Here is a 13,309-nt window from a genome sequence, read left to right on the forward strand (position 1 = left end):
GTGTCATTCTGAGCGAAGCGAAGAATCTCTATCTTGCATTAACGTCGAGATCCTTCGCGGTGCTCAGGATGACAAGAAACGGTTATTCACTGCTTTCCCGCAACACTTTAAATAATTTCCGACTCGCCGTTGGCGCTTTGTTCTGGGACTGTTCTTTTTGCGCCTGGCGAATCAGTTGCCTGATTTGTTGCCGGTCGGTTTCCGGGTGCTCTGCCATCCACTCGTTAAGAGCGCTGTCGCCCTCGGCCACCAGGCGGTCGCGCCATTGTTCCAGTTGGTGAAACTGTTGGCGGAAGGCGCGGCTTTGTTGGTCGAACTGTTCAAGTTGCTGACGGATTTCTGTGACGTCGATATCGCGCATCAGTTTGCCGATAAATTGCAACTGACGGCGGCGGCCTTCCCGGTGTTTTAAGCGCCGCGCCAGTTGGATCGCGTCGTCGAGATTGTCTGGCAGGGTGATTTTTTCCAGTTGTTTTTCCGGCAGTTCAACCAGGGTTTCCCCCAGTTGTTGCAGCTCTTGCATGTCCCGCTTCAGTTCAGTTTTACTGACCAGAATCACTTCTTCTGCTTCTTCCGGGTCTTTGCCGTAGTCGTCGGGAAAATCAATCATGGTGCTTAAGTATAGTAGGGTGGATTAGCGCAGCGTAATCCACCATTTGCTTTGGTGAGTTGGTGGATTACGCTGCGCTAATCCACCCTGCAAGACAAATCGTAAACTATGGTAACAGGTATATGGTTGCCAGCCCCAGGAAGGCCAAAAACCCCACCACATCGGTAATGGTGGTCAGCACTACGCTGCCCGCCAGGGCCGGATCGATATTGATGGCGCGCAGGAATATGGGCAGTAGCGCGCCAAACACGGCGGCGGTAATCAGGTTGATGACCATGGCGGCGGCGATCACCCAGCCGATATTTTCAGTGTCGAAATAATATCCCGCTGCCAGCCCCATTACCCCTGCCCACAGCAGGCCGTTGAGCAGGCCAACGCCGAATTCCTTGTTGAGCAGCCAGCCCAGGTTACTGCGCCCAATCTGGCCCTGGGCCATGCCGCGAATCACTACGGTCAGGGTTTGGCTGCCGGCCACGCCGCCCATGCTGGCGACAATGGGCATCAGCACCGCCAGGGCGACGATGGTTTCGATGGAATCGGAGAACTGTTTGATCACCAACGAGGCAATAATGGCGGTAATCAGGTTGATACCCAGCCACAGGGCGCGGCGCGGTGCGGTGCGGCGCACCGAGCCAAAGGTGTCTTCTTCATCGCTGAGACCCGCCAGGCCCAGCAGGGAGTGATCTGCCTCCTCAATAATCACGTCCACCACATCGTCGATGGTAATACGGCCCAGCAGTTTGCTGTTGTCGTCCACCACCGGTGCGGATAGCCAGTCGTGGCGTTCGAACAGGTGCGCCACTTCGGTGTCTTCCAGGTTGGCGGGGATGGCTTCCACTTCGGTATCCATCAGTTCCCGCACGGTAATGCTGTCGGAGGCGGTAAGCACTTTGCGCAGTGGCAGGATACCGAGAAATACGTCTTTGCGGTTCACCACGAACAGGTTATCGGTGCCGTCGGGCAGTTCGTCGTGGCGGCGCAGGAAGCGCAGCACTACGTCGATGGTGAGGTCGGGCCTGACGGTGATGGTGTCGGTGTCCATCATGCCGCCGGCGGTGTCTTCTTCGTAGGTGAGCACGCTCTCTACCCGCTGGCGGTCCTGGGTGCTCATGGCCTGCAGCACTTCCGCGGTAATGCGGTCCGGCAGCTGTTGCAGAATGTCCGCCAGGTCGTCCACGTCCATGCCTTCGGCAAGGCTGGCCAGTTCTTCGCTGTCCATATCTTTCAGGAACAGTTTTTGGACATCCTCGTCCAGTTCCTGCAACACGTCGCCTTCGGATTCTTTATCCACCAATTCCCAGAGTACATGGCGCTCTTTCGGGGGGGAGGATTCGATCAGGTCGGCAATTTCCGGCGCTGACAGGGAGTTCAGCATATGGCGGGTGTGGTGCAGGGTGCCGGAATCCAGAGCTTCGCTGATCAGCTCCAGCTGTTCGAGGTGATTGGCGGTGTTGGTAACCGATGGCATCGCGCATTCCCCCGTTGGTTGGCCTGAGTAGATGGCGGGTAGTTTACTGATTTATATGGCTGCGGGCTACGAGCGTCTGTCTACGAGCAAGTATGAGTCAATCTTTGTTTGGTCGCCGGATATCCTTGCCAGTTGATAGACTTTGCATCTCAGAACCCTTAGGCGTATATTCAATTCTAATAATTATGAATAGTGGGTATTTGAAATGGCCAATACAAGCTTAAGCCTTGGTCCTCACTGGGAAACCTTTATTAAAAGCGAGGTATCCAGCGGCCGCTACGGTAGCGCCAGTGAAGTTGTGCGAGATGCTCTGCGCAATCTGGAAGAGCGAAAAACCAAGCTGGAAGCGTTGCGTGCGCATTTGCTTGAAGGTGCTCGGCAGGCGGATGCCGGGGAGTATGTGGACCAATCCCTGGAAGGGATGTTGGCTGAATTCAAGGATGAATTTCGTGATCAGGCAATTTAACCTTACTCCTCAAGCGAAAGCGGACTTACGCGATATTTGGCGCTACAGCACTTCAACCTGGGGTGAGCAGCAGGCGGATTTGTACATTGCCCACCTGTACGCTCGTTTTGAATGGTTGGCGCAGTGTCCTAAAATGGGTAAACACCGAGAGGATATATGCGATGGCTATTATTGTTTTCCCCAAGGTTCCCATCTCGTTTTTACCTGATTAATGAATCTGAGATAGATGTTATCGGTGTTGTCCACAAGAGTGTGGATATACTCAGTTATTTTGAAATAAGGTGAATGGCTGGAAAAGTCCCACTAGAGTATTACAGATCACCAACCTGCCTGGCAATCAGTTCGGCGATGTCCGGATCGAGCCCAAAGCAGGGCAGCAGGGTGATGGTGCAGTGGGGGTTGTTTTGCTGTTGTTGCTCAATAATTGCCGGAATATCTTTGGCTACGTGAACACCGGAGTTGAGGAAGTAAGGCAGTACGGTGATGGCGGTAGAGTCTTCGGCAATCGCGCTTTCTATGGCGGCGGCTATGTCCGGCGTGGTAGAACCGAGAAACGCGCCTTTCACCTGGTTGTATTGCCCTTGTACCTTGTCTGCAACTTGTTCTACCAGGGCGAGAAATTCCTTGTTTGCCTGGGCTCTGGGGCTGCCGTGGGAGATCAGGATCAGGGTGTGTGACATGGAGGGTGCCCTTGGTGGGAGAGGGGAAATACAAGATCCTTCGCTGCGCTCAGGATGACGGTGGTGCATTGCTCAGGATGACGGTGGTGCATTGCTCAGAACGACAAAGTCAACTCGGGTTGCTCTAAGCGGTTACTGCCCCTCGCCAAAGTAATCATTAATCAGTTCAGAGAGGGTGTCCAGCGCTTGTTGTTCATTGCTTCCCTCAATTTCAAAATTCAATATGGTGCCTTATATGGTCATCGCGAAGGAGTTGAACGTAGGGTGGATTAGCGTAGCGTAATCCACCAAAACTCTATTGCCACTGACATGGTGGATTATGCTACGCACACCCCACCTACAGAAAGCACCCTACACGCAATAAGACAGAATACGATAACCGAGAAAAACCATGCTGAAAAACATCCCCCCACTGCTGGGCCCGGAATTGCTCAAACTGTTGCGCGCCATGGGCCACGGCGATGAGATTGCCATTGTCGACGCCAACTACCCCGCCGACAGCAACGCTAACCGCCTGGTGCGGCTGGACGGTTGCAGCGCCACCGATGTGTTGGATGCGGTACTTGCGGTACTGCCCCTGGACACCTTTGTGGACTACCCGGTGCACACCATGCAGGTGGTGGGCGACCCGGATGCTGTGCCCGAGATTGTCAGCGAGTTTCGCAGCATCGTCGCCAACCGGGAAAGCAACCCGGTGCAAGCGGCCACTTTGGAGCGGTTTGCCTTTTACGAGCGGGTAAAAAGCGCCTATGCCATTGTCAGCACCGGGGAGTCCCGGTTGTATGGCAATGTGTTGTTGACCAAGGGAATTATTGGGTAGCATTGTAATGGCGGATTACGCCTCGCTAATCCGCCCTACGGGAAATTTTGAATTCATAGATGTAATAACGGTGTTTGCTATGGAAACAGTGTCATTGGCTAATGGCATTTGCATGCCAAAAATGGGGTTGGGCGTTTTTCGCATCGAAGACCAGGCAGCAATGGATAATGCTGTCGAGGCAGCAGTTAGCGCGGGGTATCGCAATTTCGATACCGCCTTTGATTATGGCAATGAATCCTTTTTGACTAACTCACTGTCGCAGTGTGGAGTGTTGCGAGAAGACGTATTCATTACCACCAAACTTCCTAACAGCATGCAACGCACAGACGATAGCCTGCGGGCTTTTGAAAAAAGCCTGGAAAATTTACAAGCGGATTATGTCGACCTGTATTTAATGCACTGGGCCATTGAAGGTCATTATCTGCAAGCCTGGGAGGATATGCTCACCATCTATGAAAGTGGCAGAGCAAAAGCCATTGGCGTGTGCAATTTTATGCCGCATCATCTTGATGCACTGGCTGAACGCTTTGATTGTTTGCCCATGGTGAATCAATTTGAAAATCATCCCTTTCTGCATCGCAAGGAATTAATTGCCTATTGCCATAAAAACGATATTCAACCGCAAGCCCATACACCACTGACCCATGGCAAATTATTGGTAGACCCTGAGTTACTTGCCATGGCAGAACACTACAAAAAAACGGTGGCGCAATTGATTTTGCGCTGGGATATCCAGCAGGGACTGATGGTGGTTCCAAAATCCTCTAACCCAACGCGCATCAGAGAGAACGCCGATATATGGGATTTTGAAATTAATGATAGGGATATGGAAGTCATCAATGACAAACACAGCAATGAGATGATTTGTCTTGATCCGGATAATGTCACTTGGTGATTGAAGCTCAAAGAGTTAGTTACTAGCTACGGGCTGCTGGCTGCGAGCAGGATGACGGTGGTATCTTGCTCAGAATAACAGCTGTCCTCGGTCTGCCCGTAGCCAGAAGCTCGCCGCCCGAAGCTGTCACTGCCCCTCCCCAAAATAATCCCCTATTAACTCAGCGATGGTATCCGTCGCTTCCTGCTCATCGCTGCCGTCGATTTCAAAGCTCAGCGTTGTGCCTTTGGAGGCTGCCAGCAACATCACTGCCATCACGCTTTTGCAATCCACCATTTTGCCGCTGTGGCCGCAGCGCACGGTGCTGGCAAAGCGGCCGGCGGTTTGTGCCAGTTTGGTGGCGGCGCGGGCGTGCAGGCCGAGTTTGTTGATGATAGTCAGCTCTGCGGTGATCACGACTGCTCCCGGTGGTGAGTCTGAACCACGTTGGTGAGCTTGCCGGAAAAGTATTCGCACAGTTTGTTGGCCAGGTAAACGGAGCGATGCTGGCCGCCGGTACAGCCGATGGCAATGGTCAGATAGCTGCGGTTGTTGGCCTGGAATTTGGGCAGCCAGCGTTCCAGGTAGCCGATGATGTCTGCCAGCATATGAGCCACGTCCACTTGCCGCTCAAGAAATTCGATCACGTCGCTGTCGTTGCCGGTAAGTGCTCTCAGTTCCGGCTTCCAGTAGGGGTTTGGCAGGCAGCGCACGTCAAACACAAAATCCACATCCGCCGGGACGCCGCGTTTGAAGCCAAACGACTGGAACAGGATGGCCATATCGCCCTGGCTGTCGGGCACCACCTGCTTTTTGATCAGGTCACGCAGCTGGTGCAGGGTCATGGCACTGGTATCGACGGAGCGAGTGGCGATGGACGCTACCGGTTCCAGCAGTTTGCGTTCCAGTTTGATGGCTTCTTTCAGTGCCAGGTTGTCGGAGCTGAGCGGGTGCTTGCGGCGGGTTTCGCTAAAGCGCTGCAGCAATATCGGGGTGCGGGCGTCGAGAAAAATCACTTCGTGGCTGACGCCGCTGTTTTTCAGTTGTTCCAGAATCTGTGGCAGTTGGGTAAAGTCGCCCAGCAGATTGCGGGCGTCTATGCCCACGGCGATTTTGTGGTCGCTGTGATTTCCCGATGCCTGGTATTGTTGAAACAGCGGCGGCAGCAATTCCGCGGGCAAGTTGTCGATGCAGGTAAATCCCACGTCTTCCAGCACGTGCAGCGCGGTACTTTTACCGGAGCCGGAGCGTCCGCTGATCACTACCAGTCTCATTAATCTTTCCCTAAGTCTTTGCAGTCATTGCGAGGGAGCGCAGCGACCGCGGCAATCTCCATCAAGTCACTACCTTGCTGGCCGAGATTGCCGCGCTGCCTGCGGCTCCTCGCAATGACGGTTAGCATGATCGTATGGCGCTGTTATACAGCGTCCGATTATCCGTTGCCTCGCGCAGCTGCTCCCGCCGCTGCGGGTTTTGCATCAATTCAGCGATGCTCGCCAGGGTGTTGAGGTGTTCGTCGTTGGCCTGGTTGTCGCCATCGTCTTTGGGCACAATCAGGGCGAATACCAAATCCACCGGCTGGCCGTCTATGGCGTCGAAATCGACGCTTTTTTGTAACCGCAGCATTACGCCAACTGCTTTATCAATGCCCTCAATACGGCAGTGGGGGATGGCCACGCCTTCGCCAATGCCGGTGCTGCCAAGGCGCTCGCGGGCCAGCAGTTGTTCGTACAGTGCCGCGCTGTCGGCTGCCGGGTTGAGCTGTGCCAAAAAGTTGGCCAGGTATTCCAGAACCCGTTTTTTACTGCTGCCGGGGGCGCAACAGTTGGTGTGTTCCGGGGTGAGTATCTCAGAAATTTGCATAACGATTATGACAGTACAACGGCAGAGTTATCGTCCGCGTTGTTTTTCCTTGTGTTTGATCAGTTGCCGGTCGAGTTTGTCGATCAGGGTGTCGATGGCGGCGTAGAGGTCGTCGTGTTCACTGTCGGCAAAAAATTCGCCGCCGCTGACGTGTACGGTGGCTTCCGCTTTTTGCACCAGTTTTTCCACGGAGAGAATGACGTTGGTGCTGGTGATTTTGTCGTTGTGCCGCTGCAGGCGGTCGAGTTTGCTGATGACGTAGTTGCGCAGGGGTTCGGTAACTTCCACATGGTGCCCGCTGATGTTCAATTGCATGGTGCGCTCCTCTACTTGGTTGTGGGAATTGGCATTATTTGATGCGGTATTTTTTGCGTTCGCTGGACGAGGGGATGTTCAGGCTTTCCCGGTATTTGGCCACGGTGCGGCGAGCCACCTGTATGCCCTGTTCGTCGAGGATGGCCGCCAGTTTGTTGTCGCTCAGAGGCTTGGCGGGGTTTTCTTCATCGATCAGTTTTTTCAGCATGGCGCGTATGGCGGTGGACGAACACTGGCCGCCGCCAGCGGTGCTGACATGGCTGGAGAAAAAATACTTCAGTTCGTACATGCCTCGCGGGGTGTCGATAAATTTTTGCGTGGTCACCCGTGAGATTGTGGATTCGTGCAGTTCCAGTCGCTCGGCGACATCGGCCAGTACCATGGGTTTCATGGCCTCTGGCCCCTGGTCGAGAAAGGCCTGTTGCATTTCTACAATACAGGCGGCTACTCGCAGCAGGGTGTCGTTGCGGCTTTGCAGGCTGCGCAGGAATACTCGCGCTTCTTGCAAGTTGTCACGCAGAAAACGGTTTTGCTCGCTGCTGTCGGCGCGGCGAATCAGTTGCGCGTAGCTTTGGTTAATGCGCAGGGCCGGCGCGATGTCGTTGTTGAGGGTGACTTGCCAGCGGTCGTCTTTTTTGTCCACTTTGACGTCTGGCGCGGTGTACTGCACATCACCGCTGCGCACCAGGTCGCCGGGGCGAGGCGATAATGCCTGTATCAAAGTGGTTGCGGCGGCGATGGTTTCCGGGGTCATGCCGGTGAGTTTTTGTATTTGCTTGCTGTCGCGGCTGGCCAGTTGTTCCAGGTGGGATTCTGCCAGGGTTTTGGCTTCTGCCAGAAAGGGTGTTTCTTCCGGCAGCTGGCGCAGTTGAATCAGCAGACAGTCGCTCAAGCTGGTGGCGGCAACGCCCACCGGGTCGAAGGTCTGGATGCGGCGCAGCACCGCCATCACTTCATCCAGTTCCAGTTGTTCTTCTTGCGGCTGGTCGGGGTCTGCCGGACTTTCATCAAGCAAACTTTGCCAAATATCCTCGACAGGCAGGCTCAGAAAACCGTCGTCGCCAATGGCGTCGATAATGGCGGAGGCGATTACCTGGTCGCTGTCGGACATGGGGGTGAGGTTGAGCTGCCACAGCAGGTGGTCTTGCAGGGAATCCGTTACGGCCTGAAAGGTGTCAAAGTCACGGCTTTCACCAACGCTGCTGGACTGCTTTGTCGGGCTGGCAATGGAGGCGGTTTCGTACAGGTCGTCCCAACTGGCGTCGACGGGTAGTTCATCGGGAATTTTGTTGTCCCAGTCGTCGTTGGGGCCATTAATTTCTGCATCCGCTGGCTCGGATGTGGAGTCTGCACTGCTTTGCGGCTCGCTGTTGTCGGCGGGGGTGCTTTCGTCGGGCTTTTTACGATCTTCTTCTTCCGCCAGTTCCAGCAGCGGGTTGTCGTACAGGGCTTGCTGAATTTCCTGTTGCAAGTCCAACGACGACAGCTGCAGCAAGCGGATGGCTTGTTGCAGTTGTGGCGTCATGGTCAGGTGCTGACCAATTTTTAATTGCAGGCTTGGCTTCATAGAGTGTTATTGGTTGCAGTCGCCATTTTTTTATAACTCAAAGTTCTCACCCAGATAAGTATCACGCACCTGTTGGTTTTTGAGTACATCATCCGCGCTGCCCTCGGCGATAACGTGGCCTTCGCCAACGATGTAGGCGTGGTGGCAGATATCCAGGGTTTCGCGCACGTTGTGGTCGGTAATCAGTACGCCGATGCCCTTGTCGCGCAGGTGGCGAATAATCTGTTTGATGTCGTTGACCGAGATCGGGTCTACCCCGGCAAAGGGTTCGTCCAGCAGAATAAATTGCGGCTCGGTAGCCAGTGCCCGGGCAATCTCCACCCGGCGGCGTTCACCACCGGACAGACTCATTCCCAGGCTGTCGCGAATGTGGCTGATATGGAATTCCTGCAGCAGTTCTTCGAGTTTCGCCTGGCGCTGTTTGCGGTTGAGGTCACGGCGGGTTTCCAGAATGCCCATGATATTGTTCTGCACACTGAGGCGACGAAAAATGGACGCTTCCTGAGGCAGGTAGCCCAAACCCTTGCGGGCGCGGCCGTGCATGGGCAGGTGGGTGACGTTTTCGCTATCGATCCGTATTTCGCCGCCGCCCAGGGGAACCAGGCCGACAATCATGTAAAAGCAGGTGGTTTTGCCCGCCCCGTTGGGCCCCAGCAGGCCGACAATCTGGCCGCTGCTCACGGTCATGGATACGTCTTTGACGACGGCGCGGCGCTTGTAGGATTTGGCCAGGTGGCGAGCTTCAAGGGTCGCCATCAGGGGCGTTCCTCTTTGGCTTCGCTGGGCACTGCCGGTGGCAGTACGGTGGTGCCCCCTTCTACCGTCCAGGTTTCGGTATCAATGTTGTAGGTGATGGTGTCGCCCTGGGTAAAGGAACCGTCCTGTTTGGTAATGACGGCGTCTTTGGACAGTTTCAGCTTGCCGCTGCTGCGGTCGAAATACAGTTCTTGCGCCTGGCCGGTGACCAGACCGTAGTCTTCGGTGGTGAGGCGAAACGAGGCGGGTTTGCCGGTGCAGTTGATGGTTTGCTGATTGATTTGCGCCACCACTTTGTCGGCCTTCAGTTGCAGAGAACCCTGGGTAATCTGCACATCGCCGCTGTACACCAGATTGCCGTTGGTGTCACCGGAGTTGCGTTCAGACTTGATTTGCAGTGGTTGCAGGCGATCTTCCGGCAGCGCCAGAGCGGTTTGCCCTAATGGAGCAATAATGGCCAAAAAGAGCAGGCAATTGCGCAGAAATTTACTTGTCGGTGTCGGGTGGAGCAGTGGCATCCAGCTGTCCTTTTACGCGAGAGTGTAGTTGATATTCGCCGGTTTTCAGGTTGGCCTTGAAGCCCACACCGGATGTCTGGGCACCGGGCAGGGTTATTGTAACGTCTTTGTCGCTTTCCGCGACTTGTTTCTCGGGCAGAAAAAGCAGCTGCGGGGTGTTCAGGGTAATCACACGCTGTTCCTGGAAATGTTGGCCTACCACGTTATTGGTGAGCTGAATGCTCTCACCGTTTTTCTCTACCAGGCCGTTTTCCGCCGATATATTCCAGGGTGGGGAATCGCTCTGGTAGGAGGTGATGTTGGGCATTTCCAGCACAAAGCGCTGGGCCTCGGTAAAGTGTTCGCTGCGCTTTGACGTGAGCCGGTAGGTGAGTTCGCCCTGTTCGCTGAATTGACGGGTGTCGGTGTCCAGCATGTAGACATTGGCTTTGGGAACGTCGGCAGTGGTTGGAGTCGGCTTGAAAAAACTCTCCGGGGGCGAGATCCAGAACTGGCGAAAATTCCATCCCAGGGCGGCAATAACGGCGAATATCAGCAGCGGGCGCAGCACTATAGATAGTCCTCAAGAGTTGCCTGCAGTTTGCCCTGGGCGCTGAGAATCAATTCCGCCACTTCACGGATGGCGCCTGCGCCACCGGGAGTGCGGGTTTGCCACAGGGCATGCTCGGCGACAAAGTGGTTGGCGTTGGCCACGGCAACCCCCAATCCCACCCGGCGGATCACCGCTACATCCGGCAGATCGTCGCCTACGTGGGCAATTTCTTCCAGTTTATAGTCGCAGGTTTCCAGCAGTTCGTTGAGGGCGGTGAGTTTGTCTTCGCGGCCCTGCACCACTCTTTCTATGCCTAGCTCAGCAGCGCGGCGGGCCAGTAGTTTGGAGCTGCGGCCGGTGATGATGCCCACTTCAATGCCGTTGCGCTGCAACAGCTTGATGCCCTGGCCGTCCTGAATGTTAAACGCCTTGGCTTCGTTGCCACTCTCGCTGTAATACAGCTTGCCATCGGTCAGTACACCATCCACATCCAGCAGCAATAACCGAATTTTTTTCGCCGCTTCGGTGACTTTTCTGTCATCTGTCATCTGTCGACTGCCCTCTGCTAAACCACCCCGGCACGCAGTACATCGTGCATGTGCAGTACGCCACAGGGTTGCTTGTCGTCATTTTCCACCACCAGAGCGGTGATTTTGTAATCTTCCATAATGCCCAGCGCTTCAGCGGCTAGCATATTGCAGGAGATGGTTTTGCAATTCAGTGTCATCACATCGCCCACGGTGGCGGTGTTGATGTCGGTGCGCTGATCCACTGCGCGGCGCAGGTCGCCGTCGGTAAATACACCCAATAAGTGTTGCTGTTCATCCACTACGGTGGTCATGCCAAAGCCTTTGCCGGTCATTTCCACCAGGGCATCGCGCACCGAGCTGTCGCGGCTTACCCGGGGTACTTCATCGCCCTTGTGCATGACGTCTTCCACCTTCAGCAGCAACTTGCGACCCAGGGCGCCGCCGGGGTGGGAAAAGGCGAAGTCTTCGGCGGTAAAACCACGGGCTTCCAGCAGGGATACCGCCAGGGCATCGCCCATCACCAGGGTAACGGTGGTGCTGGAAGTGGGTGCCAGCCCCAGCGGGCAGGCCTCGCTCTCTACACTGATGTCCAGGTGCACATGGGCGGCTTCCGCCAGTGGCGAAGCCGGTTTGCCGGTCATGCTGATCAGCGGTACGCCAAGACGTTTGATCAGTGGCAGCAGGGTGATGACTTCGGCGGTGGAGCCGGAGTTGGAAATAGCCAGTACCGCGTCGTGCTCGGTAATCATGCCCAGATCGCCGTGGCTGGCTTCGCCGGGGTGAACAAAAAAGGATGGGGTGCCGGTGCTGGCCAGGGTCGCGGCGATCTTGCCACCGATATGGCCGGATTTGCCCATGCCGGTAACAATTACCCGGCCTTTCACGGCCATCATTAGCTCACAGGCTTGCTGGAATTCGTCACCGATGCGGCTTTCCAACTGGCGTACAGAATCGCCTTCAATATGAATGGTACGGCGGCCGCTGTCGATAAATGCTGAAGTCATGGAGGTTTCGCGGGTAGTGAAATGTGGTTAGGGGGCGCTCTCAATTAGTGAGCTGTTGCTGCTGGAGCCCATTTTGGCTCTCAGCAAGGCGCCATGAGCGCTGTGTAGTCACTCTACATGAGCGAATGGCAACACCGCTGAGGGACAAAATGGGTCCAGCCCTTCGGGTTGCGCCTGAAATGGCGCCATACTGTGTTATTCGTCGTTTATTTGGAGTAACCAAACTACTCTCCTCATGCCTTGTCTGGCGCCATTTCAGGCACAACAGCAATAACTCACTAATTGAGAGCGCCCCCTAGTATAACGCCTTTACAGCAGCGTGTAGTACGCTCCGTAGAGTATCACCAGCAGGGCTCCAAATCGCCGACCAAGGCGGCCGCTGCGCTTGGCCTGGTTTGGGCCGCGTTTGCGCAGGGACCAGATAACCCCCACCAACAGCAGGCCAGTGAGCAGCGCCATGGCTGCAAAATCCCGGTTGAACACCTCCGGTTGCAGTGCCAGGGGCGCGATCAAGCCCGGCATGGACATGACCGCCAGCAGGTTGAACAGGTTGGAGCCAAAAATATTGCCCAGGGCAATATCGTGGTGGCCGCGCAGGGCACTGACAACGGAGGTGGCCAGTTCTGGCAGACTGGTGCCTACCGCCACCACCGTGAGGCCGATCACCAGCTCACTTACCCCCAGTGCCTGAGCGGTGCGGGTGGCGCCGTTGACCAAAAGTTCCGACCCCAGCAAAAGTGTTGCCAGTCCCAGCAATAGCCAACCCAGGGCCGGAGCCATGTTCAGGGTGGGAATGTCTTCCAGTTCCTCCGCTACTTCAGCCGGTGACAGTTCGCCCCGCTTTTTGCTCAGGGTGAACCACAACAGTGGCACCAGCAGCCCCAACAGCACTATGCCATCCAGCCGCGACAGGTAATTGTTCATCAACAGAATGCCCGCCACCAGAGTGACCAGCAGCAACGCTGGCCCTTCCTGTTTGATCAGATGCGGTTGCGTGGGCAGTGGGGCTACCAGGGCGGTAACGCCCAGAACCAGGCCAATATTGGCGAGGTTGGAACCCAGTGCGTTGCCCACCGCCAGTTCGCCGCTGCCGGACAGGGCGGCGTTGATGGCGACGATAATCTCCGGTGCCGAGGTGCCGATAGAAACAATGGTCAAGCCAATAACCAGCGGTGACATGCCCATGTTGCGGGCGGTGGCGGCACTGCCGGCCACAAAGCGGTCTGCTCCCCACACCAGGCCAACCAGCCCCAATAGAATCGCTACCCAGGCGGGGGTGGATGAAATTAGCTCGGACATAAGTGTG

At 55.6% G+C, this 13,309-nt stretch carries 19 protein-coding genes; 4 read left to right on the top strand and 15 right to left on the bottom strand.

Annotated elements, in window-relative coordinates; genetic code table 11:
• Window positions 1–82: 82 nt before the first annotated feature.
• Together yjgA and mgtE are read right to left on the bottom strand one after the other, a co-directional pair.
• Window positions 83–610 (bottom strand): ribosome biogenesis factor YjgA, encoded by a 528-nt coding sequence (gene yjgA, locus ACVBEJ_RS08315; protein ID WP_447129156.1) that lies wholly within the window; start codon window positions 608–610, stop codon window positions 83–85.
• A gap of 106 nt (window positions 611–716) precedes the next feature.
• On the bottom strand, window positions 717–2,078 hold the full coding sequence (mgtE, locus tag ACVBEJ_RS08320) for a magnesium transporter (protein WP_447129157.1): 1,362 nt from the start codon (window positions 2,076–2,078) through the stop codon (window positions 717–719).
• A gap of 205 nt (window positions 2,079–2,283) precedes the next feature.
• Between mgtE and ACVBEJ_RS08325 the strand changes: the two genes are divergently transcribed.
• The gene (locus ACVBEJ_RS08325) at window positions 2,284–2,544 is read left to right on the top strand and encodes a type II toxin-antitoxin system ParD family antitoxin (protein WP_447129158.1); all 261 of its coding nucleotides are present in this window, start codon (window positions 2,284–2,286) and stop codon (window positions 2,542–2,544) included.
• Window positions 2,519–2,752, top strand: coding sequence for a type II toxin-antitoxin system RelE/ParE family toxin (locus tag ACVBEJ_RS08330; RefSeq protein WP_447129159.1), 234 nt, complete (start codon window positions 2,519–2,521; stop codon window positions 2,750–2,752). Before ACVBEJ_RS08325 ends, ACVBEJ_RS08330 begins: the two co-directional genes overlap by 26 nt.
• Window positions 2,753–2,855: 103 nt before the next feature.
• Here the strand turns inward: ACVBEJ_RS08330 and ACVBEJ_RS08335 are convergent, their stop codons facing one another.
• Window positions 2,856–3,224, bottom strand: coding sequence for a sirohydrochlorin chelatase (locus ACVBEJ_RS08335; protein WP_447129160.1), 369 nt, complete (start codon window positions 3,222–3,224; stop codon window positions 2,856–2,858).
• 132 nt (window positions 3,225–3,356) lie between these two features.
• Complete coding sequence (locus tag ACVBEJ_RS08340; protein ID WP_447129161.1) at window positions 3,357–3,446, bottom strand: HPr family phosphocarrier protein; 90 nt, start codon at window positions 3,444–3,446, stop codon at window positions 3,357–3,359.
• A gap of 169 nt (window positions 3,447–3,615) precedes the next feature.
• Between ACVBEJ_RS08340 and ACVBEJ_RS08345 the strand changes: the two genes are divergently transcribed.
• Window positions 3,616–4,044, top strand: coding sequence for an RbsD/FucU family protein (locus ACVBEJ_RS08345; RefSeq protein ID WP_447129162.1), 429 nt, complete (start codon window positions 3,616–3,618; stop codon window positions 4,042–4,044).
• Between the two features lie 7 nt (window positions 4,045–4,051).
• Window positions 4,052–4,939 (top strand): aldo/keto reductase, encoded by an 888-nt coding sequence (locus ACVBEJ_RS08350; protein ID WP_447129163.1) that lies wholly within the window; start codon window positions 4,052–4,054, stop codon window positions 4,937–4,939.
• A 126-nt stretch (window positions 4,940–5,065) separates the two neighbouring features.
• Here the strand turns inward: ACVBEJ_RS08350 and ACVBEJ_RS08355 are convergent, their stop codons facing one another.
• The 11 genes from ACVBEJ_RS08355 to ACVBEJ_RS08405 form a co-directional block, all read right to left on the bottom strand.
• Complete coding sequence (locus ACVBEJ_RS08355; protein ID WP_447129164.1) at window positions 5,066–5,335, bottom strand: HPr family phosphocarrier protein; 270 nt, start codon at window positions 5,333–5,335, stop codon at window positions 5,066–5,068.
• Window positions 5,332–6,192, bottom strand: a complete 861-nt coding sequence (gene rapZ / locus ACVBEJ_RS08360) for an RNase adapter RapZ (RefSeq protein WP_447129165.1) — start codon at window positions 6,190–6,192, stop codon at window positions 5,332–5,334. The genes ACVBEJ_RS08355 and rapZ overlap by 4 nt, the downstream gene beginning before the upstream one ends.
• A gap of 121 nt (window positions 6,193–6,313) precedes the next feature.
• Complete coding sequence (locus ACVBEJ_RS08365) at window positions 6,314–6,781, bottom strand: PTS sugar transporter subunit IIA (RefSeq protein WP_447129166.1); 468 nt, start codon at window positions 6,779–6,781, stop codon at window positions 6,314–6,316.
• 27 nt (window positions 6,782–6,808) lie between these two features.
• Complete coding sequence (gene hpf / locus ACVBEJ_RS08370; RefSeq protein ID WP_289153522.1) at window positions 6,809–7,096, bottom strand: ribosome hibernation-promoting factor, HPF/YfiA family; 288 nt, start codon at window positions 7,094–7,096, stop codon at window positions 6,809–6,811.
• A gap of 34 nt (window positions 7,097–7,130) precedes the next feature.
• Window positions 7,131–8,663 carry an RNA polymerase factor sigma-54 gene (locus ACVBEJ_RS08375; RefSeq protein ID WP_447129167.1) on the bottom strand — a complete coding sequence of 511 codons (1,533 nt, stop codon included), beginning with the start codon at window positions 8,661–8,663 and terminating at the stop codon, window positions 7,131–7,133.
• 30 nt (window positions 8,664–8,693) lie between these two features.
• Complete coding sequence (gene lptB / locus ACVBEJ_RS08380; protein ID WP_447129168.1) at window positions 8,694–9,419, bottom strand: LPS export ABC transporter ATP-binding protein; 726 nt, start codon at window positions 9,417–9,419, stop codon at window positions 8,694–8,696.
• Window positions 9,419–9,937: a lipopolysaccharide transport periplasmic protein LptA gene (gene lptA, locus ACVBEJ_RS08385; RefSeq protein ID WP_447129169.1), complete on the bottom strand. Its 519-nt coding sequence runs from the start codon at window positions 9,935–9,937 to the stop codon at window positions 9,419–9,421. The genes lptB and lptA overlap by 1 nt, the downstream gene beginning before the upstream one ends.
• Window positions 9,906–10,487, bottom strand: a complete 582-nt coding sequence (gene lptC / locus ACVBEJ_RS08390) for an LPS export ABC transporter periplasmic protein LptC (protein WP_447129170.1) — start codon at window positions 10,485–10,487, stop codon at window positions 9,906–9,908. The genes lptA and lptC overlap by 32 nt, the downstream gene beginning before the upstream one ends.
• Entirely contained in the window at window positions 10,487–11,017 is a 531-nt protein-coding gene (locus ACVBEJ_RS08395; protein ID WP_447129171.1) for a KdsC family phosphatase, read from the bottom strand. Before ACVBEJ_RS08395 ends, lptC begins: the two co-directional genes overlap by 1 nt.
• A 17-nt stretch (window positions 11,018–11,034) precedes the next feature.
• Window positions 11,035–12,003, bottom strand: a complete 969-nt coding sequence (locus ACVBEJ_RS08400) for a KpsF/GutQ family sugar-phosphate isomerase (RefSeq protein WP_447129172.1) — start codon at window positions 12,001–12,003, stop codon at window positions 11,035–11,037.
• A gap of 309 nt (window positions 12,004–12,312) precedes the next feature.
• Window positions 12,313–13,302, bottom strand: coding sequence for a calcium/sodium antiporter (locus ACVBEJ_RS08405; RefSeq protein ID WP_447129173.1), 990 nt, complete (start codon window positions 13,300–13,302; stop codon window positions 12,313–12,315).
• Window positions 13,303–13,309: the final 7 nt, after the last annotated feature.

The sequence above is a fragment of the Porticoccus sp. GXU_MW_L64 genome, assembly GCF_052983295.1.

What these genes read in the sequence shown, in the direction of transcription:
- ACVBEJ_RS08400 (WP_447129172.1), bottom strand. Translation starts at nt 12,003, where the DNA reads ATGACTTCAGCATTTATCGACAGCGGCCGCCGTACCATTCATATTGAA.
- ACVBEJ_RS08365 (WP_447129166.1), bottom strand. Translation starts at nt 6,781, where the DNA reads ATGCAAATTTCTGAGATACTCACCCCGGAACACACCAACTGTTGCGCC.
- ACVBEJ_RS08335 (WP_447129160.1), bottom strand. Translation starts at nt 3,224, where the DNA reads ATGTCACACACCCTGATCCTGATCTCCCACGGCAGCCCCAGAGCCCAG.
- ACVBEJ_RS08330 (WP_447129159.1), top strand. Translation starts at nt 2,519, where the DNA reads ATGAATTTCGTGATCAGGCAATTTAACCTTACTCCTCAAGCGAAAGCG.
- ACVBEJ_RS08345 (WP_447129162.1), top strand. Translation starts at nt 3,616, where the DNA reads ATGCTGAAAAACATCCCCCCACTGCTGGGCCCGGAATTGCTCAAACTG.
- yjgA (WP_447129156.1), bottom strand. Translation starts at nt 610, where the DNA reads ATGATTGATTTTCCCGACGACTACGGCAAAGACCCGGAAGAAGCAGAA.
- ACVBEJ_RS08350 (WP_447129163.1), top strand. Translation starts at nt 4,052, where the DNA reads ATGGCGGATTACGCCTCGCTAATCCGCCCTACGGGAAATTTTGAATTC.
- hpf (WP_289153522.1), bottom strand. Translation starts at nt 7,096, where the DNA reads ATGCAATTGAACATCAGCGGGCACCATGTGGAAGTTACCGAACCCCTG.
- ACVBEJ_RS08325 (WP_447129158.1), top strand. Translation starts at nt 2,284, where the DNA reads ATGGCCAATACAAGCTTAAGCCTTGGTCCTCACTGGGAAACCTTTATT.
- lptA (WP_447129169.1), bottom strand. Translation starts at nt 9,937, where the DNA reads ATGCCACTGCTCCACCCGACACCGACAAGTAAATTTCTGCGCAATTGC.
- ACVBEJ_RS08405 (WP_447129173.1), bottom strand. Translation starts at nt 13,302, where the DNA reads ATGTCCGAGCTAATTTCATCCACCCCCGCCTGGGTAGCGATTCTATTG.
- rapZ (WP_447129165.1), bottom strand. Translation starts at nt 6,192, where the DNA reads ATGAGACTGGTAGTGATCAGCGGACGCTCCGGCTCCGGTAAAAGTACC.
- ACVBEJ_RS08395 (WP_447129171.1), bottom strand. Translation starts at nt 11,017, where the DNA reads ATGACAGATGACAGAAAAGTCACCGAAGCGGCGAAAAAAATTCGGTTA.
- ACVBEJ_RS08375 (WP_447129167.1), bottom strand. Translation starts at nt 8,663, where the DNA reads ATGAAGCCAAGCCTGCAATTAAAAATTGGTCAGCACCTGACCATGACG.
- mgtE (WP_447129157.1), bottom strand. Translation starts at nt 2,078, where the DNA reads ATGCCATCGGTTACCAACACCGCCAATCACCTCGAACAGCTGGAGCTG.
- lptB (WP_447129168.1), bottom strand. Translation starts at nt 9,419, where the DNA reads ATGGCGACCCTTGAAGCTCGCCACCTGGCCAAATCCTACAAGCGCCGC.